The sequence below is a fragment of the Peristeroidobacter soli genome (genome assembly GCF_004138485.1).
GTDB lineage: Bacteria > Pseudomonadota > Gammaproteobacteria > Steroidobacterales > Steroidobacteraceae > Steroidobacter > Steroidobacter soli.
The window spans coordinates 1,778,262-1,799,751 of the sequence record NZ_ML142848.1 but is presented as its reverse complement, the minus strand read 5'-3'; the positions used below and the strand labels follow the sequence as shown (position 1 = coordinate 1,799,751).

The following is a 21,490-nucleotide window of genomic DNA, read 5'->3' as shown; positions in this document are numbered from 1 at the left end:
GGTTCAGGTCGCCAGGTGCTGCTGCATCGCTGGATACGTCAGCGATGTGGCGAACGATCCGCCGCTCAGACGCGCCACTTCATAGGGCCGATCTTTGCGCGGGCCTGCCAGGTGAATGACGGACAGCGGCCGATGCGGCGCCGTCGGCTCGCACAGCAATTTCTGTTCGGCATTCCACACCGGGCAGCTCAAATGCGGCAGCCAGTTGAAACGCGCGGGCAGAAACGCGGTCGGCAGGTTTTCGAGATGAATCGCCGCGAACAACGCGTGCTGATCCATGTTCACCTTGCCGGTGCGCTCCAGTGCTTTCGTGTAGTAGCGCTGCCACTGTTGCCAATGTGGAGCCGTGTCTTTCAGGCACAGCACGCCGATATTGATACTGGTGGCAAACGAGCAGCGCAGCCCGTCGATAACGCCGAACGAGGCCACCATGTTCCCTGCCCACCACTTCCAGTCGGTCAATGTTTTGCGATAGCCGGGGCCGTTTTCGGTCACGACGGCGGCGCCGCGTGCGCGCGCGCCTTCCGCATATGCAGTGACGAACTCCGGCGTCTGCATCCATGCATCGGCATCGAACCACAAATAGACTTCGTAGCCGGTGAAGTAGTCACGCAGCGCCGTGCGCGCCACCAGGCCGATATTTCGCAACGAGCGTGCCTCCTGCGGCACGGGCAACGTCCACTGCGGCTGAACGATCTTGCAGCCGAACGCATTCAGCTGAGCGCGCTGTTCTTCGGTCAGGCCTTGATCGATGATGCCCATGTCGAGCGCTCTGGTCGCGGCGTGCGCGCGCAAAGAGCTGATCGCCGCAATGATCCAGGGAAAGAAATGAGCGTCGCCGCCCGTGATGATGATTTCCCTGCTCAAGCGCAAGCTCCTATTGCCAGCCGAAGGCCAGATCGTGAAGATGACCGGGAACAACCCGAGAGGTGACGATGAGCCTGATTGCTCTGGCTGCAGCCGCGGCCGCCACTTGCACGGCGCTGCTGGGCCAGCCCATCGATCCCGCGCGCCCTTACAAACAAACCGGTGAGTTCGAGCTGGTCAAGGACTACACGTTCGGTCGCCATCGCCCGGATGCAACGGTGGACACGCGTGCCAAACTCGATCAGGAATTTTTCTACCGGTACATCTACGAGAACGGCAAGCTCGACGGCCTGAAGACGTACTGGTCGTACCATCGCGACTACCCGGACGGCGATGCTCGCTCGCTGCACGTGTTCGACGACTGCACGCTCACATTGAAGGGCCGCATTCCTCCGGGCGGCGGCTTGAAGCCGCGGGGCCTGGAGTCGGGCATGTTGCGTGGCAAGTTGCCGGTCACCGACGGCATGTACATCGAGATGCGAGCGAAGCTGCCGACGGGCATTGGCGCATGGCCGGCGTTCTGGCTGAACCCGGGCGTGCAATATCCCGACGGCAAATTCTCCGAGCTGCCGTGGCCGCCGGAAATCGACATCTTCGAATTCTTCAACTGGCAGGGCCGTCCCGAAACGCGGGTGATGACGGGCTACATCCAGACGCACGGCAAGCCCGAGCGTTACGGCAATCCCAAGGATCTCTGGACCAAATTCAAGAAGAACGAATACATCCCCGGCTTCGATTTCTCCAAGGACTTCCACGTGTTCTCGCTCGACTGGGTCAAGGATCAGCCGATCTGGCTGCTCGACGGCGAGCCGATCAAGCAGACTCATTACGTGTGGAGCAAGCCCGTGCCCGCGCACCTTCTGGTCACCAACCAGCTGGGCATGGTGCTCAAGGGCGTCGATGTGTCGGCGATGAAAGCCGACGAGTCGCAGTGGAACTACGTGATCGATTACATCCGTGTCTGGCGACGGAAGCCCTGACTCCGCTTCCCTCGGTCGAAGTTCATGGCGCCGGTGATGGTCGCTCCGGCAGTGGTTGAGGTGGGCGTGCTGCATTTCGCCTCACGCGCCCCTCACGGGCGTACGGGAAGAACGGATGTGTTGCTTGACCCAGCCTTTCGCTCGTCCCAGAGGCGAGCGGAGCCTCCAGAGTGCGCTCTTGGCCGTCGCCGCGATGTGCGAAGCGCCCGGCATCACCATGGTCATCGCATCGATGCATAGCACCGGCTTGCCCGAGCCGGTGGCGATCTCGTGCGCCTGCCCGATCTCGCTTTCATAGAACAGCGTCGCCCCCGTCTCGCGATACACGCGGATCTTGTGGGAGCAGTGGGCGCCTTGCCGGATGCGTTCGGCGCGGCTCGGCAAGTCGACCAGATGCAGCTGCCCGTAGGAAATATTGTTGGCTGCCAGCCAGTCCTCGGTGAGGTTGCGATATTTCTCGAGGCGGGCGGTCACGATGTGACCGATCTTCAAGGTCGGGCGGAACAGCGGCCGGGCGCTGGCCAGAAATTTCTCGTAGCGCGGACCGTCGTCGTTCTCGTAAGCGGTCGGGTCGACGCATAGCACGCCGTCCATGTCGAAGCAGGCGGTCTCGACGCAGGCGTGATGAAACGCATTCCATTCGAACAGCCGGGGCTGCGGCATGGTGATGAAGGAAACATCCACGCTGCTCTTGTGAGACGGCGCGACAATCGCGGCACACGTCGAGATGCGCCCCGTGTAACCGGCGTCCTGGATGCGGGCCAGTGCCTTCTGCATGGAGCCGCCGGTGGCGATGCTGTCGTCCACGAGCAGGATGTGCTGGGCCTGCCGCAGCGAGGTCAGCTCGATAGCGAGCTTGCGCGTGTGGCCATGGCCGATGGTGCCGTCGGCGATGAAGTTGTCGATGTCGCAGACCAGGCGATTCAGGAACAGCCCGATCTGATAGGCGGGCACCATGCCACTGCGCGGGATGCCGACGATCAGATCGACGTCTGCCGGAATCGCATACAGTTGCGACCGGATGGCGTTGGCAAGCTGGGCAAATGAAACGTAACCAAACATTCGGCGCTCCTGCTCAGGCGCTGGCGGCGGCGGCCGTGGCCGACGAACGTGCAAGGGAGCTCGCACGCGCCTGTTGCAATTCTGCGATGCGCTGCTGTAACTGCAGCCCGCGGTCTTCCCATCGATACAGGGTGCGCGCCTGCTCGAACGCCGCTGTCTGCAAGCGATTCAAATGCTCCAGGCGGTCGATGTGCTCGATGATGGCGGACGTGAGAGCCGCGAAATCGGTGCTGGTGATCAAATCCTCGCGCAGTTTCGTGGGCAGGCCCGCGGCCGCGGCGTCGACAGTCGCGACCGGAACGCGGCCGAAGATGTAATCCAGAAACTTCAGTTTGAAGCCGCCACCGATCAGCTCCGGAACGATGGCAATGCGCGCCTGAGCCAGGAACGGCGCCAGGTCCTTGACGAAGCCTTCGAAGCGGGTCGCACGGCTGCTGGCGATCAATGTTTGTTTCAGATCGTCGGGCACATCGCCGGCGACGACCAGCTCGATGCCGTTCGCGGCGAACTTAGCGTCGGCATGCTCGACGAAGCGGGCGAGGTTCTCGCGCTTCACCACCCATTGGAACGAGCCGACGATCACGGCACGGCGCGGCACGGAGGCATCGATCACGCGCTCGGGAGCGACGGAGCCGTCATAGCCCGGCGTCAACGTGAGCGTGTTGTTGTCGCTGCGATGAGCGCGCAAGGCCTGCTCATCTTCGATCGTGATGGCCGACACCAGATCGACCTCACGCAGCAACCGGCGTTCCAGCCCGCGAACCTTATAGTAGTTTTGCCAGAGCGCCAGGCGCTTCGGCAAGCCGGCCTCGGCCTGTCTGGCCATGGCATGCCACAACACTTCTTCGTGATTGTGAGAAACATGGACCAGGACGGCCTTGGCGCCGGGCTTGGTAGCGCGATACGCCTTGCAGCGGTCGAGCGCCCAACCGGTGCCGTAGCTGTCGAAGACGATCGCGTCCCACGGCTCACGCAGCTGCTCTTCGAGGAGCGCACGATATGCGCTCGTCGAATCAACAGCGGCGGTCAGCGGGAAACGGTTCAACAAAGCGAGCGCAGTTCCGCGACGCTCGCCGGGCACCGACACCCATTCCATGCGTGCCCGCTGCTTCGGGGTGGCTTCAGTGCCGCCAAAACCGAGCACGCGCACGAACGCACCGGCCTGTGCCAGCGCTTCGGACAGTTTTGCCGAGTACACCTTCAACCCCTCGTTCATGGGGTAGGGGACGTGCCGGCTGATCCACAAACATCTCATTCGGCGACCTTGCGTAGCGAAGCGACGGGCGTCCAGGTCTGGAACCGCTCGCCACGTACCGATTTCCAAACCCCCAGACCGGCGCCCGCCATGCTGCTGACGATGTCGACGATCTGCGAGAACGGCTTGATCGCGTAACGGGCACCGAGAATGAAACCAATGAACGAGGCGGCCACCAGCACGACCGCGGCCCACGTGTAGCCGGCGACGGCCAGTGCCGCGACGACCAGGATGCCGCTCAACGCCAGGAAGTAGATGCACAGCCAGCGCAGCAGCTTGTGGGACACATATTTATAGACGGTCACGAAGTTCAGCTTGCGGATGTGCGGCCAGATCAGCCGGTGCACGTTGAACGCCTGGCAGGCGATGCGGGCTTTGCGGCCGAACTCGTCGGTGGCGTTGCTCGCCGATTCTTCATAAGCGCGTGCATCCTTGGATTGCACGATACGATAGCCTTGGATCAACACCCAGAACGATACGAACATGTCGTCGATGATGTGATCCGGTGGCGCCTTGTGGAGCGAGCGGCGCACGGCAAAGAGCGATCCGTCGGCGCCCATCACCGAGCCGGTTTCCTGCTCCAGACGCTTGATGCCTTCTTCCAGGCGCCAGTACAGCGAGCCGGTCGACGCCGTGACCGACTCTCCTTCGTTCGTATAGATCAGATTGCCGCACACGCAGCCGATCTCGGGATCGGCGAACGAAGCGCGCAGTTTGTCGAGCACTTCCATGTCCAGCATGACGTTCGCGTCCGTGAACAGGATCACGTCGCCGGTGGCACGGCTCGCCAGCAGGTTCATGCCATACGTCTTGCCATGACGGGCCGGCGACACGTGGAAGCTGATGTGCGGAGCATAGGCACGCAGGCGCTTGGCGGTCTGATCGCTGGCCGCGTCCACATAAATCAGAATCTCCAGGCCCGGCTCGCGCTGCTTGAGGGCCAGCAGGTTCTGCAGCTTCTCGCGGATCACGCCTTCTTCGTTGTAGGCGCACATGCAGATGGTGAAGTCGATGGGTTTGGCGGGCGGCAGCGGCCTGGCCCGATGCGGCCACAGCTTCTTCATCAGCGTGAGCGACATCGGGTACGTGACGAAGGGATGCTGGGCCAAACCCAGGCAGATCACCGCCAGTACCAGCAGGACGATTTCCAGTGACATCATCATTCCTCAGACCCGCGCGACTCGCGTGGTCTTCAGCGGCACCGTCGGCGTGACGGTCTGCATCTTCCGTGTGGAAGTCAGCACCAGCAGCCCGAGCGCCAGTCCGTGCGAGAACGGCACATACATGCCGTTGAGCAGGAACGTGAGCCCGATCGCCACGCTCAGCATGCGCGGCAGCGGCGAAGAGAACAGGCTGCTGGCGATAAACATGAAATAAGTGAACGCGCCGACCAGGCCGAATTCGAACAGCATCTTGGTCATGGGCATGTCGGCCACTTCGATCTGGAACAGATGCACGTAGTCCATGAACGCGCCGGCGCCGTAACCGAACAGCGCGCGCGACAGGTCGGGCCACAGCATCTGCTCGAACATATAGAAGCCGCCGACGAAGCGCGCGAAGCCGCTGGAGTTCGGATCGTTGAACTCGTTGGTGCGGCTGGTGAGGAAGTCGATGCCCAGTACCTCGCCGAAGCCGAGCACCGCGACGATGGCGAGCACGCCGAGCAGCGCCAGATCCCAGCGGCGATGGATGAGCACCACGAACGGCATGCAGATCAGCAGCACCAGGATGCCGGTGCCGGCGTGCGCCATCATGATGCCGAAGATATACAGGCCGAGCGGCCACAGGCGACGCGTCGTGCACGATTCGGCCACGATGGCCACGGCCAGGAACTGAGTGAGGAACGACGGCTCCAGCATGAACATGCCGGTGGCGCGGACCTGGGTCGAGCCGTAACTGATCGTGCCCTGGGCGTTGAAGCCCTGCACGATGAACTCCGGCGGGATCAGGTTGTCGATCGGATACAGAAACGCCTTGTCCACGAAGCCTTGCAAGAAGTATTGCGCGATCGCCAGCACCGCCAGCAGGCGGGCGATATACAGAAAGAAAGTGAGCGCCTTCGGCGCGAGCTCATCGCCGCGCTTCACGACCAGCACATAGGGAAGATGCAGCAGCGCCAGCATCATCAGCGAGTTCAGCGAGAACGTGCCGGCTCGCAACAGCTGCGGCAGGATGAGCACCGCCAGCGTGATGCCGTAGAAACCCAGGCGACGCGGTTCGATGCGCACGGCGTCGTTGATCATGCCGAACCCGAGCATCAGCATCATCAAGGGCAGCGCGATGCCGATACCCAGCGTCGTGTACCCGGGAATGCCGAACTTCGACAACAGGCTGGCGCACGCGATCGGCGTGCACAGCAGGAGCAGGGGCACGAAATCGCTGTGCTGTTGTGCTCGCGGCGCGACGTGAGCGCCGCCAATGGTGCCGATTGCCGTCGTTTCAGCCACTGATCACAGTGCCCAACACGTGGGTCAGGTTGGGATCGAGCTGCGCCTTCATGCGGGCGATGTCGATCAGGCGCGTGCTGTCCCTGCGCGTGCCGAGCAAGCAGCCGCGAGCGCGGGCCGCGACGATCTGACCGTCGGCGAACTCGAGCAGCGGCGGCGTGTCGATGATGATCACGTCGTAACGGCCGGCCATTTCATCCAGCAATTGGGCGAACGGCAGGCGGCTCAGCAGCTCCTGCGGATTCGGCGGCGGCGTGCCGGCGGTCATCACATTCAAGCTGTCGAACTGCGCGATCTTGCGGAGCGCCTTTTCGGTACGGGTCGCGCCTTTGATCAGATCGGTGAGGCCGTCGCATTCGCCGAGGCCGAACAGATGATGCTGAACCGGGCGACGCAGATTCGCGTCGATCAGCAGCGTACGCTCGCCGAGCTGAGCGAACACGATGGCGAGATTGGCCGCGAGAACGCTGCAGCCTTCGCCACTGCGGGCGGAGCAAACAGCGAGCGTGCAGTCATGCTCGCCCATCCAGCGCATCAACAACTGACTGCGCAGTGTGCGCAGGCCTTCGGCGTACTGACCGAAAGGTTCGTAAGCAGCGGCCAGCAACGGCGACAGTGCCGACTCGCCGATGCGAGCGATCGGATAAGTGAACTGCTGGGCCAGCGCCGCGCGCAGCTCGCCTTCGGTGATCAGCTTCATGGCCACGGCCACTTTGCCGAACGGCTCGCCGCGATCCAGATGCGCGGCCAGCACCTTCTGCAGATCGGCTTCCGAGATCGCGCCCATGTTCAGCAGGATCTCGCCAATGCGGATGCGCGGGCGAGTGACCCTGGGAAGGCGGGCTCTGGGAGCAACAGCGGCGTCCATAACGGGCGTCCTCAATGACTCGATCTCAGTTTGCTTGGGCGACGTTGGGTTGGAGCTTCAGCGCACGCTGCACTTCGCGGCGGCGATGACGACGGGCAGCGGCCGGCAGCGCCGGCAGCTCCGCGAGCACGGGCAAGTCGGTGAAGTCGGCGAGGTCCTCGGCGGAGCGCAACCGGCGGTTGCAGACTTCCAGGGTGAGGATCAGGCCGATGGCGAGCGCGATGCCCGCGAACAGACCGACGACCAGGTTGAGCAGAATCTTGGGCGAGTCCGGCAGCAACGGCGGCATGGCCTGATTCAGGATGGCGACGTTGGTGCGATCGACGCGGCTTTCCAGCTTGGTCTGATTGGCCTGCTGCAAGGCTGCGTCATAAGCGGTGCGGGCGCTTTCGATATCGCGGGTCAGCACCGACAGCTCGTCCTGCTGACGCTTCAGCGCGATGATGCGGTCCTTCTGTTCTTCCAACGCCCTCTGCACATCGCCGACCTGGCGACGGGCCATTTCCGCGCTCTGTACCAGCGAGCCGCGGGTCACGCCGATTTCGACGTTGAGCTTGGACTTGAGCGAGGCCACTTCGGCGTTCGAAGCGATGTATTGCGGATGATTCACGCCATAGCGCTCGCTGACTTCGGCGAGCTTGGACTCGGCGCGCGCCAGTTCCTGCTTCAGGCTCTGAATGGTCGGGTTCTTCATCAGATCCGGCAGCGAGTCGAGCTGCTCGCTGGACGTGATCTGCTTGGTGCGTGCGTTGGCGTCGAACATCTGCGCCTGCACGGCGACCAGCTGATTCGAGATCTCCTGCAGACGGGCGTTTTCCACGTCCATGCGGGCGGCATCGACGCCGAGCACGCCGTGATCGGCTTGATACTTGGAAAGCCGGCCCTGAGCGGCGACCAGCTCGTCGCGCAGCTGTGACACCTGCTGTTCGTACCAGGTGACCTGGCGGCGGGCCGGATCGACCTGCAGCTCCAGGCTGGTCTGGATATATGCATCGGCGAAGGCATTGGCCAGGGCCGCGGCTTCGTACGGATCGCGGCTGGCGTAGCCGATACGAATGATGTTGCTGGTCCGGCCGGTCTTGGCGTCGACGTTACGCAGCAGGTTCTCGACCAGCCAGGAATTCAGATCGGTATCGGCGCCGCTGTCATGGAACGCCGCGACCACTTCGGGATTGTTGGCCAGGCCGGTCTTCTCGATCACCTTCAGCGCCACGTTGCGGCTCTTGATGATTTCGGTCTGAGTGGCCAGGAAGGTCGGCACCAGCGACGGCGCGATCGGCGCTTCCTTCATCGGGTCGTTGCCCTGCAGGGCGACCACCAGGGCCAGCTCCGAGACATATTTCTTCGGGGACAGCAGGCTGATCACGGCCACGCCGGTCACGACGGCCAGGACGATGCACGTGAACAGGAACGCCCGTCCACGCAGAACTCTCAACATTTGAGCCAGGCCCATCATAGTGCTGTGTTCCCGAAAACCGTCGCCATAGAAATCAGAACAGGCCTTCCTTGACCATCAACACGTCGTCGGCTTGCAGCAAGTCGGAACCCTTCGCCGAGTAGTGTTGTTCCTTACCGTCCTTGTCCTTGCGCTTGATCACCACCCGACGCTCCGAGCCGCGCGTGGTCAGGCCGCCGCCCTTCGAGATCGCCCGTGACACCGTCATGCCGCGCTCCAGCTTGTACATGCCGGGCTTCTGCACTTCGCCATACACATAAAACTGCGAGGCGCGCGGCACATAGACCGTGTCGCCGCCGCCGACCACGTGGTTCTGCTCGGGGTCGCCGGCGAACAACGCGTTCAAATCGATCGGTGCCTTGCTGCCGTCCTTGCGCATCAGGGTCGCCACGTCGGCGGCCTCTTCATTGATGGGGCCACCGGCCTCGGCGAGCACGTCCAGCACCCGGCTGCTCGATTGCAGCGAATACTGCCCCGGCTTGGTGACATGACCCATCACCGACACCTTCTGACTGCGGTACTCCAGCACCAGCACCGTCACCTGGGCCTGCTTCAGGAAGCCGCCATCGGTGAAGGCGCTCACCAGCTGCGCCTCGACCTGCGCCGGCGACTTGCCGGCCACCGGCACCTGTCCGATCAACGGATAGGTGATGTTGCCGGTCTCGCTCACCCGCACTTCCCCGGACAACTCCGGCGAGCCGAACACGTTGACCCGCAGCAGGTCGCCCGGTCCCAGGCGATAGTCCGAATCGGCCGCGAAGCTCACCTTGCTCAGCATCGAGCAACACACCAGCAACACCGCACTCAGCATCGAGACCCAACGGCGCGCCATCGGACTAATAAGCATGTCTGTCGTTCCAAACCACCATGGCTGTCTTGAGGATGATCATCAGGTCGAGCGTCAGCGACCAGTGCTGGAGGTATTCCAGGTCATGTTCGATGCGCGCTCGCATCGAGCCGATGTCATCGCCACCACGAAAACCGTTGACCTGCGCCCAGCCGGTGATGCCCGGCTTCACTTTGTGTCGGAGCATGTAGCCGGGGATCAGCCGCCGGTACTGCTCGTTGACCGCCACCGCGTGCGGGCGCGGGCCGACGATACTCATGGTTCCTTCCAAGACATTAAATAGCTGCGGCAGTTCATCCAGCGACGTTGCGCGGATGAACGCGCCGACAGAAGTCACTCGCGCGTCGTTGCGGGTGACCTGCGTATAACTCTTATTGCCATCCTCGGTGACGGTCATCGAGCGGAACTTGTAGACCACGATCTCCTTGCCGTCCAAGCCATAGCGCTTTTGACGGAAGATGACCGGGCCGGCCGAGGTGATCCGGATGGCGGCCGCGACCAGCAACATTACCGGCGACAGCAGGGCGATGGCGACCGACGAGATCGCAATATCGCTGAGCCGCTTGGCGATACCCCGGCCGCCGTAGAACGGCGACTCGCACACCGCCACCACCGGCACGCCGTTAACCAGATCGAAGCGCGGCTGGACCAGATCGCACATGGTCAGGTCCGGCACGAAATACACCGAAGCGGTCGAGTCCTTCAGGGACTGCAACAGCTCGGTGATGCGCGGGTGACGCGTCATCGGCAGCGTTATGTAGACCACGTCGATCGAGTTGCGGGCGATGTAGTCGCGCATCCAGTTCAATTTGCCCAGCACCCGACCCGAGCACTCCTCGGGCAGCCGGCCCGAATCGCGATCGTCGAAATAGCCCAGCACTTCCATGTTCAACCAGGGCGACTCGCCCAGCTTGCCGGCCAGCTTCGCGCCCAGGCGATTGGCGCCGGCGATCACGACCTTGCGAGGCGCGCCGTTGTTGCTGGCCCGGACGAACAGATGCGGGCTGTAGAGCCGGCCGACCCACAGCACCAGCGGCGTCGAGATCGCCCAGCTGACCAGCACTTCCCAGCGCAGCTGATTGGCGATGCCCGCGATTTCCATCAGGGCCCAGATGAAGGCGATCACCAGGGACCAGCGGAAGATGATGTCGAGCAGCGAGGCGATGGCCATCGAGCGATGACGCGGCGGCGCCATCGGCAGGGCATCGAGCACGTCGGCCGCACCGAAGAAGGCCAGCACCGCCATCAGGAAGTAGGGTCCCTGCAGCAGGCTCTCGCGCCACACCAGCATGCACAGGCCCAGGGTGAGCACCGGCATCACTGGATACAGCAGCGATTTCATGACGAACAGCGAGGTCGGTTCCGACGCGCTCACGCCGGCCGATCGATCGTACGACCTCAAAGGTTGACGTTGATTGATCATCGCCCCTCCCGCTCCGTGCGGAAGCCGTTCAGCACTTACAGATCGCTGAAGCGATGCGGGCGGAGGAAACGATGTTTCCGGCGCAGCTGGTGGCCGATCAGCAGGACCGTGACCAGGGCCATGAGCCAGCCTCGCGACATCGAGTCGTCCATGCTGCCGCTGGATGATTCGGGAGCCAGGCGGGTTTCCTTGCCGCTCAGGGGGCTGCCACCCAGGCCAGTGCCGTCGAGGCGCACCTGGGCCTGACCTGCCACCATTTGGGTGGTGGCCACAGCGGGTCCCGCGATCGAGCCGGTTACATTGCTGTTGATTGCCGGGTTCGCACTCACAGCTCCACTAACACCGAGGGCTACCAGGGCCCACGCGAGTTTGATCAGACGCATGCATCACTCCTCATCAATGACGCACACGCGGACAGGCTTCCTCGCATATCGTGTGTGCGTTTGCGCCCCCGTCCCCACGGCTCGCAAAAAACATCGCAAGACTTTCGTCTCGCCCCATCATCTCTTGCTTATCTGCGAAGCAAGTTTTATTCCAATGTAATTCTTGCCGTCGCTGAACGGCGAAACATCACACTGCGCGCACCGAAATGCATCAAACAAAACCTTTGCAAGGCTAATAGACCAATCTCGTTTGCTGCGCAAGTACAACATTCAAACACGACGAGCAGATGACATGCTCCACACCCGAACAGTTCCGATGCAGCTGTGCATCAATATGGAACCTTGTTTTCAAGTGTTAAATTGCCATCCGTTGCACCTCTGCTGACACTGCAACAGTGTTTATAAACATCTGTTGCGTCGAGCACGAAGTCGATAGCTCACCGCTGCGCTGTTCGCTAATGGCGACAGCACAGATTCAATTCATGTCTGCATAACCGATCGTCAGTTCTGACCGCTGTTTTTCTCTGTCTGTCGCGCGACGGCTTCAGCTGCGGCTTTGATGGCCTCGGGATCGCCCAGGAAGCGACGCGAGGTCGGCTTGAGCGCCTTGTCCAGCTGGTAGTGAATAGGCACACCAGTGGGGATGTTGAATTCGACGATGTCTGAATCGGACATTCCGTCGAGCATCTTTACAAGGGCACGCAAACTATTGCCGTGTGCGACGACTAATACATTTCGTCCGGCGTTTAACTCCGGAGCGACGCGGTTGTTCCAGTACGGCAGCACTCGATCGAGCGTGGTTTTCAACGATTCGGTGGTCGGCAGCTCTGCGGGCTGCAAAGACCCGTAGCGCAGGTCGAAGCGCGGATGGCGTGCGTCGTCCAGCGACAGAGCCGGCGGTGGAATGTCGTAGCTACGGCGCCAGATCTTCACCTGGTCGGCGCCATACTTTTCGACAGTCTCGGATTTGTTCAGGCCCTGCAGGGCGCCGTAGTGACGCTCATTCAGGCGCCAGCTGCGTTCCACCGGCAGCCACATGCGGTCCATTTCGTCGAGCGCGATCCACAGGGTGCGGATGGCGCGTTTCAGCACCGACGTGAACACTTGCTGAAACTCGAAACCCTCCTGCTTGAGCAACCGGCCGGCAGCGCGCGCTTCGTTGCGGCCCTGTTCGGTGAGGTCGACGTCCACCCAGCCGGTGAACAGGTTTTCGAGATTCCAGGTGCTTTGTCCGTGGCGCAGAAGTACGAGTTGGCCGGGCATAACTAAAGTCAGGCAGAACGACGGCGCACTTTATAGCAGACATCGCCCCTAAGCCGCAGGTGTCGCCGCGTTCATTCATTTTGTCCTGGCGAGCAGCAATCGCTGTCGCCAGTTGCCGTCACTTTTCGGCAGAAATCCCGACTCCTCGTGTTAACGGATTCGTCATCTGTTAACGAATCCGTCGTTCGGTGTTGCTTACTCCGTCATTCGGCGCACCGCCTGCAGGGCCACCGACAGCGTTGCAAAGTCCATCGCGGGCAACGCGCGCATGTCGGCCACCGTCTGGCGCAAATAATCGACCGCGGCCCGATGGCGAGCGATCCAACCCTCGAGCAATTCGGCGGGCGCGACCTTGCCATCCTTGTTGGAGCGTTTCGACTCCGCGATGACCTGCAGGCACAGGACTCGCTGCAGGTTGTAGACGTTGTCGCGCAGAGTCGTGCGGGCCACGGCTTGCCAATGACCCTCCACGCCGAGCACTTCGACTTGCTCCCGGATCCAGTCCAGCGACAGCGCCGTGCCGACGCCGAAGTAGAGCGCGGCGGTCCGGTCGAGCGACAGATTGCTGCCTTCGGAGATCTCGATCAGATCCGGCCCGGAGCGCAGCGCCGCCAGGCTGGCCATGCGCTTGGCCAGTTTGTCGGGCACGGACGCGGCGCTGTAACGGGCATGCCGAGTGTTAAATACCGAGAGATCGTCGCCACTCAGCACCTTCGGCAACAGAGCATCCAGCTCCTTCATGCCACTACGGAAGCGCGACACCTGACGTTCGATGTCGAGCTGGCCACTCTGACGATGGATCAGCCAGTAGGTGCAGAAGCGCAGCAGCCGCGTGGTCTCGAACATCATTTCGTACTGAACCGACGCCGCGATCCTGGTATCGAGCGCTTCGATGTCGGCCCACGTATCGCGCATGGCGACGAACTCGCGAGCGATGGCATAGGCGCGGGCCACCGAGCTGGCATTGGCGCCGGTGTCTTCCTGAACCCGGCGAGCAAACGTCGGGCCCATGCGATTGACGATGCTGTTGGTGGTCGCGGTCGCGATGATCTCCCGCCGCAGCCGATGCTCGGGCAGATATTTGCTGAAGCGTTTCTGCATCAGGGCCGGGAAGTAACGTTCCAGCTCATGACCCAGGTAAGGGTCTTCGGGCACATCCGAATCGATGAGCTTGGAGTACAGCGCCATCTTGGCGTAAGCCAGCAGAATGGCGAGCTCGGGCCGCGTCAGGCCCTTGCCGGCCTGATGACGTTCGGTGATTTCTTCGCTGGCCGGCAGGAATTCCAGGCCGCGATCCAGCAGCCCGGATACTTCGAGACGACGGATCGAATGCGCATGCTCCAGCAGATCCTTGCTGGCGCGGGCTTCGAGCATCGACAGCGCCTGGCTCTGCAGATAGTTGTCGCGCAGGACCAAGGATGCGACCTCGTCGGTCATGTCGACCAGCAGCTCGTTACGTTTTTCGAGTGTGAGGCCGGCGCGCTTGGGCAGGTTGTTGAGCAGGATCTTGATATTGACTTCGTGATCCGAGCAATCGACGCCACCGGAGTTGTCGACGAAGTCGGTGTTGATGCGTCCGCCGGCGAGTGCGTATTCAACGCGACCGCGTTGCGACAAACCGAGGTTGCCGCCTTCGCCGATGACTTTACAGCGCAGGTCGCGGCCGTTGACGCGCAGGGCGTCGTTGGCGCGATCGCCCACGTCGATATGAGTTTCGTCGGTGGCTTTTACGTACGTGCCGATGCCGCCGTTCCACAGCAGGTCGACCGGCATGCACAGGATCGCGCGGATCAGCTCGATCGGCGTGAACGAGTCGCGCTTGATGCCGAGCATGGCCTGCACTTGCGGCGACACTTTGATCGATTTGACGTTGCGCGCGTAGATGCCGCCGCCTTTGGAGATCAGCTTCTTGTTGTAGTCCTCCCAGGTGGAGCGGGGCAGATTGAACATGCGCTGACGCTCTTTATAAGAAGCGGCCGCGTCCGGCTCCGGATCCAGGAAGATGTGCTGATGATTGAACGCCGCCAGCAGGCGGGTGTGCGGCGACTGGAGCATGCCGTTACCGAACACGTCGCCCGCCATGTCGCCGATGCCGATCGCGGTGAAGTCCTGCGACTGGGTGTCGACGCCCATTTCGCGGAAGTGGCGCTTCACGCACTCCCAACCGCCGCGCGCGGTGATGCCCATCTTCTTGTGGTCGTAACCGGCCGAACCGCCCGAGGCAAACGCGTCGCCGAGCCAGAAGTTGTAGTCGGCGGCGAGGCGATTGGCGATATCGGAGAACGTCGCCGTGCCCTTGTCGGCCGCGACCACCAGGTAAGGATCGTCACCATCGCGACGAACCACCTGGGCCGGCGGGACGATCTTGCCTTCGACGATGTTGTCGGTGATGTCGAGCAAGGCCGAGATGAAGGTGCGATAGCACTCGACGCCTTCACGCTGCACGTCCTCGCGGCTGGCACCGGCGGGCATGCGCTTGGGCACGAAACCGCCTTTCGATCCGACCGGCACGATCAGCGTGTTCTTCACGTTCTGCGCCTTCATCAGGCCCAGAACCTCGGTACGAAAGTCCTCGCGACGATCGGACCAGCGCAGGCCGCCGCGGGCGACCTGGCCCATGCGCAGGTGAACCCCTTCGACGCGCGGCGAGTAAACGAAGATCTCGAACGCCGGCCGCGGGTGCGGGACTTCAGGAATGCTGCGTGAGTCGAGCTTGAACGACAGCCACTGCTTGGGCGCGCCGCTCGCGTCGGTCTGGAAATAGTTGGTGCGCAAGGTGGCCTGGATGGCGTGCGCGAAGCGGCGGAGGATGCGGTCCTCATCGAGGCTGCGCACCGAGTCGAGCAGGCCGGCCAGCTCCTGTTTCAGGCGCTCCACGTCGGCGCTGCGTCTGGCCGTCTTATGGGTCGGGTCGAACTGCGCCTCGAACAACTGCGACAGGAGGGTCGCGATCTTCGAGTTCGAGGTCAGCACCTGCTCCATGTAGGCCTGGCTGAGGCTGGCGCCGGTCTGAATGGCGTAACGACAGTAAGCGCGCAACACGCTGGCCTGACGCCAGGTGAGATCGGTGACCACGATGAGTTGATTGAAGCCGTCGTTCTCGGCGCGACCGGTCCACACCGCCGAGAAAGTTTCGGTGAAGCGCTCGCCCAGAGTCGCCGGATCGATGCTGCCGCCGTCGCGACGCTGCATCTCGAAATCCTGCAGCCAGATCGGCCGGCCGCCGGCCACGGCGATGCGATACGGGCGCTCGCTGACGATCATGAAACCCATGTTTTCCAGGATGGGCAACGCTTGCGACAGCGCGATCGGCGAGGCGGTCCGGAACAGGCGCAGATGAACCGTCTTGCCTTCACCGCTGGCCAGGCGCATGACGATCCGGTCGGCGTCGGCAATGACTTCGTTGAGCTGACGGATGTCGTCGAGCGCGACGGCGGCGGTGGTGTCTTCTTCGTACGCCGCCGGGAAGGCGTTACGGAATTTCTCCACCAGCAGGCGGCCATCCAGTTCGCCGTGCTTTTCGATCAGCGCGTCGCGGAGCTTGTCGTTCCAGGTGCGCACGGTTTCGGCGATCAGCGTCTCCAGCTCTTCGGCATCGATGCGCGGGCCGCCGCCGGCCGGCAGGCGAATGATCATGTGCACGCGGGCCAGCGCCGATTCGGACAGCTGGATCTGCGATTCGATGGCGGTCGCCTTGAGCTTGTCGTTGATCACCGCTTCCATCTTCTGGCGGACCTGCGTGTTGTAGCGGTCGCGCGGCACGAAGATCAGGGCGGAATAGAAGCGACCGAACGTGTCCCGGCGCAGGAACACGCGGACGCGCTGGCGCTCGTACAGATTGACGATGCCGCGGACGTTGCGGATCAAATCGTTGATGCTGGCCTGAAAGAGCTCGTCGCGCGGATACGTTTCCAGGACGTGCACGACGGCCTTGCCGTCATGGCTGGTCGGATCGAGACCGAAGTGGCCGACCACCCGCTCGATCTTGTGACGAAGCACCGGAATCTCACGCGGGCTGCGGTTGTAAACCGCCGATGTGAACAGACCGAGAAAACGTTTCTCGCCCGTGACTCGACCTTGCGAGTCGACCGTCTTCACGCCGACGTAGTCGAGATACGTCGAGCGATGCACGGTGGAGACCGAGTTCGCTTTGGTGATCTGCATCAGCTCGGGCTGACGGGCATGCTCGCGGATTTCGCCGGTGAGCACGGTCGGCTCGGCGCGATAACCTTTGCGAGTGCGCAGAATGCCGAGGCCGGTTTCCGGCATGGGCACCAGCAGGTCTTCGCTGCGGCCCCGTTTCAATTCGTACTGGCGATAGCCGAGGAAAGTGAAATGATTGGCGGCCATCCAGTCGAGCAGCGCTTTGGCTTCACGCGCTTCGCTGGGTTGCACGCCGGGATTCTCGCGCTCGATCTCGTTGGCGAGCTCGGTGGCGCGCTGGCGCATCGCATTCCAGTCGCCGACGGCGAGGCGCACGTCTTCGAGGGTGCGTAACAGCTTCTGCTCGATCTCCTGCAGCCGCTCCGGCGCGCCGATGCGATCGATCTCGATGTGCTGCCAGGACTCGTGCAGGAACTTCCGCCCGTCGCCGTTCTCGCCGAGCTGTTCGAGCTTGCCGGCGCGGTCGCGACGGATCGGCAGCACCGGATGAACCATCATATGAATGGTGAGGCCAGCCTGCGTCAGCACCATGCCGAGCGAATCCACCAGGAACGGCATGTCCTCGGTAGTAACTTCCACGATGGTGTGCGTACTGCTCCAGCCATCGCGTGCTTCGTCCGTATTGAACACGCGCACCTGCGGACGATTGGGCTTGCGCACGGTCGAGCTGCGCAGATGTGCCAGCGCCAGCGCGGCCAGTACTTCGCTCTTGTATTCAGCGAGATCCTCTTCACCGACGCCGCGGTAGTACTGGCGGACGAACTCCTGCACATCCAGCGGATCGCCCCGCTTTTTCAAGGCACGGGCGGACTGTGCGATACGTTCGATCAGTTTTTGTCGAGCGGCGGGAATGGTTGTCGTCATGATGCGCAACTAACGAGAGATGAACTATGACGGTGCATAGGGTAATAGAGCGCCGTGGCGCCGGATGCACCAAAATGGAATAACGACGAACGTTTAAACTGCTTGCTGGTTAGTTTGACGGGTCAGAGCGTGGACCGCGGCTCGGCAGTTAGCTCGGCAATTGCAGATCCGCGATCACGGCAGCCAGAAAACGCAAGGCTTCGCCACCGGTCACGCAGCGGTGGTCGAACGTCAATGACAGCGGCAGACGAACGTGGATTTCCGCGGTTTTTACGCCGGCAACCACGTCTCTTTGCAACTTGCCCGCGGCCAGGATTGCAACCGTCGGCGGTACCACCAGAGGCGTTGCATACCGGCCCGCGACCGTACCAAAGTTGGAAAGTGTGAACGTGTAATCACGCATTTCGTCCGGCGTGATGGTACGCGCGCGCGTACGTTGCTTGATGTCGTCCAGTTGGGCACGCAACTGTGTGGCCGATTGCGAAGCGACATCGCGCAGCACCGGGACGATCAAACCCTCGCTGGTATCCACCGCGATGGCCAGATGCACTTGTTCCATCAGCTTGCGCGACGGGCCGGCGGGATCGAACAACGCGTTGAGTGCCGGTTCCGCCTTGACGCCAGCGACGATTGCTCGGACCAGTCGAATGCTGATGTCGCCACGATCCTTCCAGACGTCGATGTCGGCGTCGTCGAAGATTGTGCACATTGCGATCTCATCACGAGACAGCGCCATGCTTTGAGCCATGGCCTTCCGAGGACCGCGCAGCTTGTCGGCATCGGTGAGCCCGGGCACGGCGGGTGCCCGTTGTGACGACTTGCTGAGAGTTGCCCTGGCGAGCACGTCGTCGACGCTTACCAGTCCATGCCGGCCGGTCGCCTGGCACGCGGACAGCTCGACGCCCAATCGTTTGGCCAGCATGCGAACGGCCGGCGCCGCACGCACCCGCTCGCGATCTCGAAAGGCGCGACGGCCGCGACCGACGATGGCGTGATCGACCAGCTCTTCGTTACGAGTCGCCATGTGGCCGACGACCATGCCTTGATTGGACGGTGCCGCTTGTCCGGCGACGTTGCTCTGATTCGGCGGTGTCGCTCGCCCGGTCGCCGTGCCCTGATTCGATGGTGCTCGAGCATGCGACGGCGATGAGCTCGCGCTGGCGGCGGCTTGCGAGGGCAGATCGAAATCCACGAGCGGCCGACCGGTTTGAACGGTATCGCCGGCCTTGGCATGCAAGCGAACGACGTTGCCCGAGTACGGGCTCGGCACATCGACAACGGCCTTGGCGGTTTCAACCGACAACAACGGTTGATCGACTTCGACGCGCTGGCCCTCCTGGACGTGCCACGACACGATTTCCGCTTCGGGCAGGCCTTCGCCGAGGTCCGGGAGGTTGAACGTTACGCTCATGAGTCTTGTTCCTAGCCGGCCAGGGTCGCTTTCGCCGCATCGACGATGCGGGCCACGCTGGGGATGTAATCGTTCTCGAGTCGGTACAGCGGCACGACGGTATCGAAACCGGTGACGCGTTGAATCGGCGCCAGCAAATCGTAGAGACCATGCTCGGCGACGATGGCCGCGATCTCCGCGCCAACACCACAATTGCGCGCGGCTTCGTGCACGATTACCAGCCGGCCAGTCTTGGCCACGGAGTCGAGGATCGTCTCCGAGTCGATCGGGCTCACGGTCGCCAGGTCGATGACTTCAGCACTGATGCCTTGCGCCGCCAGTTGCTCGGCCGCCTGCAAAACGTCGGTCGCAATCGCGCCCCAGGTCACGAGGGTCACGTCCTCGCCTTCACGCAGGATGTAACAAACATCGAGTGGCGCGGCGACGCCGTCGTCCGCCACTTCCTGTTTCGCCAGTCGATAGATGCGGGTCGGCTCGAGGAACAGCACCGGATCCGGATCGCGGATCGACGCGAGCAACAATCCATAGGCGCGGGCCGGCGAAGAAGGGCAGACCACGCGAATACCGGGCACGTGCGCGATCATCGACTCGACGGATTCCGAATGATGTTCCGGCGCGTGAATGCCGCCGCCGTGCGGCGTGCGAATGACCACCGGGCACGACAAGCGCCCGCGCGTGCGATGACGCAGCCGGCTCATGTGATTGACGATCTGATCGATGGCCGGATACAGAAAGCCCATGAACTGAATCTCGGCGACCGGCCGCATGCCTTGAGCCGCCATGCCGACACACATGCCGGCAATCATGTTCTCGGCCAGCGGCGTGTCCTGAACGCGATCGGCACCGAAGCGTTCGAACAATCCCGAGGTGGCGCGAAACACGCCGCCGCTCTTGCCGACGTCTTCACCGAGCACGACCACGCTGGGATCGTTCGCCAGTTCCCACGCCTGCGCCATCGCGATGGCTTCGACCATTGTGACTTTGGGCATGCGAGGACTTCAGTGAGAAGGCCGGCCGGTGCCGGCGTAACGACGCGCGAGTTCCTTCTGCTCCTCCAGGTACGGAGGCGGATTGGCGTACAGATGCTCGAACATAGCGTCGCTGGATTGGCGCGGCGTGTTCAGATATTCCTGAACGGCGGCGTCGACCTCGCGTGTGAATTGCGCCTTCATCGCCTGCTCGCGCGCTGCGTCGAGCACGCCACGGGATTCGAGCAGCTTGCGCAGCCGGATCATCGGCTCGGTTTTCCAGGCTTCGGCGACTTCAGCTTCGTCGCGGTAGCGGCTGGCATCGTCGGCGGTGGTGTGATCGCTCAAGCGATAGCTGAGCGCTTCGACGACGGTCGGGCCGCCGCCAGTGCGGGCTTTTTCCAGCGCGCGGGCCATGCAATCGCGAACCGCGATCACGTCGTTGCCATCGACCTGAACGCCCGGGATGCCGGCGGCGATGCCCTTCTGCGCCAGGGTTTCGCACGCGGTCTGCTGTTCGATGGGCACGGAGATCGCCCACTTGTTGTTGACGATGACGAACACGATCGGCAGCTGGCGCGCGCCGGCCAGGTTCATCGCTTCGTAGAACGTGCCTTCGGAGGTGCCGCCGTCGCCGATATACGCAACGGCGCAACGAGGCTCTTTGCGAATCTTGAAGGCCATGGCGGCGCCGGCCGCGTGCAGCGTCTGAGTCGCGATGGGCACGCACCAGGGGAAATCGTGGCGAGGCACGGCGAAGTTGTTGCCGCGCTCGTCGCCGCCCCAGTACAGCAGCACTTCGGTCATGCTCACGCCGCGCCAGAACAGGGTGCCGATCTCGCGATAGACGATGGCCAGGCAATCCTCGGGACGCATCGCCGCGCCGACGCCGACATGAGCGGCTTCCTGACCGAGGCAGGGTGCGTAGGTGCCGAGCTTGCCTGTGCGTTGCAGATTGATGGCCTTGGCGTCGAAGGTCCGGGCTCGCAGCATGGCCGCGAACATCTTCAACAACTCCTCGTTGTCGGCCGCGAACGCCGGCAGCTCATCGAGCGGTCGGCCCTGCGGGCTCAGCTGCCGCAGATACTCGATCCGAAACTCCGCCACTGTTCTCACTCGTCGCCGCTCCTTCAGCTGCCCATTTTTGACCAACGAACAGGGCAGCTATGCAAGCGGCGCGAATTATAGCGAAGATTTTCCCAACGCTATCGAGTACTGCCAGGGTACATGGA

General features: G+C 62.7%; 16 protein-coding genes. 1 reads left to right on the top strand and 15 read right to left on the bottom strand.

Annotation, left to right across the window (positions count from 1 at the left end; all coding sequences use genetic code 11):
* Positions 1 to 3: 3 nt before the first annotated feature.
* Positions 4 to 867, bottom strand: coding sequence for a glycosyltransferase family protein (locus EKO19_RS07535; RefSeq protein WP_129775716.1), 864 nt, complete (start codon positions 865 to 867; stop codon positions 4 to 6).
* A 68-nt stretch (positions 868 to 935) separates the two neighbouring features.
* Between EKO19_RS07535 and EKO19_RS07530 the strand changes: the two genes are divergently transcribed.
* Positions 936 to 1,847: a glycoside hydrolase family 16 protein gene (locus EKO19_RS07530; protein WP_129775715.1), complete on the top strand. Its 912-nt coding sequence runs from the start codon at positions 936 to 938 to the stop codon at positions 1,845 to 1,847.
* 81 nt (positions 1,848 to 1,928) lie between these two features.
* On the opposite strand, the gene EKO19_RS07525 is transcribed toward EKO19_RS07530, so the two are convergent.
* From EKO19_RS07525 to pdhA, 14 genes are all read right to left on the bottom strand, one after another.
* Complete coding sequence (locus EKO19_RS07525; protein ID WP_129775714.1) at positions 1,929 to 2,909, bottom strand: phosphoribosyltransferase family protein; 981 nt, start codon at positions 2,907 to 2,909, stop codon at positions 1,929 to 1,931.
* Between the two features lie 13 nt (positions 2,910 to 2,922).
* Positions 2,923 to 4,125: a glycosyltransferase gene (locus tag EKO19_RS07520; RefSeq protein WP_175596979.1), complete on the bottom strand. Its 1,203-nt coding sequence runs from the start codon at positions 4,123 to 4,125 to the stop codon at positions 2,923 to 2,925.
* A gap of 35 nt (positions 4,126 to 4,160) precedes the next feature.
* Complete coding sequence (locus EKO19_RS07515) at positions 4,161 to 5,321, bottom strand: glycosyltransferase (RefSeq protein WP_157995158.1); 1,161 nt, start codon at positions 5,319 to 5,321, stop codon at positions 4,161 to 4,163.
* Positions 5,322 to 5,330: 9 nt separating this feature from the next.
* The gene (locus EKO19_RS07510) at positions 5,331 to 6,611 is read right to left on the bottom strand and encodes a hypothetical protein (protein ID WP_129775711.1); all 1,281 of its coding nucleotides are present in this window, start codon (positions 6,609 to 6,611) and stop codon (positions 5,331 to 5,333) included.
* Positions 6,604 to 7,479, bottom strand: coding sequence for a polysaccharide biosynthesis tyrosine autokinase (locus EKO19_RS07505; protein WP_129775710.1), 876 nt, complete (start codon positions 7,477 to 7,479; stop codon positions 6,604 to 6,606). Before EKO19_RS07505 ends, EKO19_RS07510 begins: the two co-directional genes overlap by 8 nt.
* Positions 7,480 to 7,504: 25 nt before the next feature.
* Positions 7,505 to 8,932 carry a chain length determinant protein EpsF gene (gene epsF, locus EKO19_RS07500; protein WP_281281043.1) on the bottom strand — a complete coding sequence of 476 codons (1,428 nt, stop codon included), beginning with the start codon at positions 8,930 to 8,932 and terminating at the stop codon, positions 7,505 to 7,507.
* A gap of 37 nt (positions 8,933 to 8,969) precedes the next feature.
* The gene (epsE, locus tag EKO19_RS07495) at positions 8,970 to 9,782 is read right to left on the bottom strand and encodes a polysaccharide export protein EpsE (RefSeq protein WP_217705168.1); all 813 of its coding nucleotides are present in this window, start codon (positions 9,780 to 9,782) and stop codon (positions 8,970 to 8,972) included.
* On the bottom strand, positions 9,772 to 11,205 hold the full coding sequence (locus EKO19_RS07490; RefSeq protein ID WP_129775708.1) for an undecaprenyl-phosphate glucose phosphotransferase: 1,434 nt from the start codon (positions 11,203 to 11,205) through the stop codon (positions 9,772 to 9,774). Before EKO19_RS07490 ends, epsE begins: the two co-directional genes overlap by 11 nt.
* A gap of 35 nt (positions 11,206 to 11,240) precedes the next feature.
* Positions 11,241 to 11,588, bottom strand: coding sequence for a hypothetical protein (locus tag EKO19_RS07485; protein ID WP_129775707.1), 348 nt, complete (start codon positions 11,586 to 11,588; stop codon positions 11,241 to 11,243).
* Positions 11,589 to 12,089: 501 nt separating this feature from the next.
* Complete coding sequence (gpmA, locus tag EKO19_RS07480; RefSeq protein WP_129775706.1) at positions 12,090 to 12,851, bottom strand: 2,3-diphosphoglycerate-dependent phosphoglycerate mutase; 762 nt, start codon at positions 12,849 to 12,851, stop codon at positions 12,090 to 12,092.
* A gap of 195 nt (positions 12,852 to 13,046) precedes the next feature.
* Positions 13,047 to 17,879 carry an NAD-glutamate dehydrogenase gene (locus tag EKO19_RS07475; protein ID WP_129775705.1) on the bottom strand — a complete coding sequence of 1,611 codons (4,833 nt, stop codon included), beginning with the start codon at positions 17,877 to 17,879 and terminating at the stop codon, positions 13,047 to 13,049.
* Positions 17,880 to 18,027: 148 nt separating this feature from the next.
* Positions 18,028 to 19,290: a dihydrolipoamide acetyltransferase family protein gene (locus tag EKO19_RS07470; RefSeq protein ID WP_129775704.1), complete on the bottom strand. Its 1,263-nt coding sequence runs from the start codon at positions 19,288 to 19,290 to the stop codon at positions 18,028 to 18,030.
* Positions 19,291 to 19,301: 11 nt separating this feature from the next.
* Positions 19,302 to 20,279: an alpha-ketoacid dehydrogenase subunit beta gene (locus tag EKO19_RS07465; RefSeq protein WP_129775703.1), complete on the bottom strand. Its 978-nt coding sequence runs from the start codon at positions 20,277 to 20,279 to the stop codon at positions 19,302 to 19,304.
* Positions 20,280 to 20,288: 9 nt separating this feature from the next.
* Positions 20,289 to 21,374 (bottom strand): pyruvate dehydrogenase (acetyl-transferring) E1 component subunit alpha, encoded by a 1,086-nt coding sequence (gene pdhA / locus EKO19_RS07460; RefSeq protein WP_129775702.1) that lies wholly within the window; start codon positions 21,372 to 21,374, stop codon positions 20,289 to 20,291.
* Positions 21,375 to 21,490 lie beyond the last annotated feature (116 nt).

Excerpts from the sequence above, each read along its gene's own strand:
- gpmA (WP_129775706.1), bottom strand. The coding sequence starts at position 12,851 with ATGCCCGGCCAACTCGTACTTCTGCGCCACGGACAAAGCACCTGGAAT.
- EKO19_RS07490 (WP_129775708.1), bottom strand. The coding sequence starts at position 11,205 with ATGATCAATCAACGTCAACCTTTGAGGTCGTACGATCGATCGGCCGGC.
- EKO19_RS07505 (WP_129775710.1), bottom strand. The coding sequence starts at position 7,479 with ATGGACGCCGCTGTTGCTCCCAGAGCCCGCCTTCCCAGGGTCACTCGC.
- EKO19_RS07515 (WP_157995158.1), bottom strand. The coding sequence starts at position 5,321 with ATGTCACTGGAAATCGTCCTGCTGGTACTGGCGGTGATCTGCCTGGGT.
- EKO19_RS07530 (WP_129775715.1), top strand. The coding sequence starts at position 936 with ATGAGCCTGATTGCTCTGGCTGCAGCCGCGGCCGCCACTTGCACGGCG.
- EKO19_RS07525 (WP_129775714.1), bottom strand. The coding sequence starts at position 2,909 with ATGTTTGGTTACGTTTCATTTGCCCAGCTTGCCAACGCCATCCGGTCG.
- EKO19_RS07475 (WP_129775705.1), bottom strand. The coding sequence starts at position 17,879 with ATGACGACAACCATTCCCGCCGCTCGACAAAAACTGATCGAACGTATC.
- EKO19_RS07465 (WP_129775703.1), bottom strand. The coding sequence starts at position 20,279 with ATGCCCAAAGTCACAATGGTCGAAGCCATCGCGATGGCGCAGGCGTGG.
- EKO19_RS07470 (WP_129775704.1), bottom strand. The coding sequence starts at position 19,290 with ATGAGCGTAACGTTCAACCTCCCGGACCTCGGCGAAGGCCTGCCCGAA.
- epsE (WP_217705168.1), bottom strand. The coding sequence starts at position 9,782 with ATGCTTATTAGTCCGATGGCGCGCCGTTGGGTCTCGATGCTGAGTGCG.
- epsF (WP_281281043.1), bottom strand. The coding sequence starts at position 8,932 with ATGGGCCTGGCTCAAATGTTGAGAGTTCTGCGTGGACGGGCGTTCCTG.
- EKO19_RS07485 (WP_129775707.1), bottom strand. The coding sequence starts at position 11,588 with ATGCGTCTGATCAAACTCGCGTGGGCCCTGGTAGCCCTCGGTGTTAGT.
- EKO19_RS07520 (WP_175596979.1), bottom strand. The coding sequence starts at position 4,125 with ATGAACGAGGGGTTGAAGGTGTACTCGGCAAAACTGTCCGAAGCGCTG.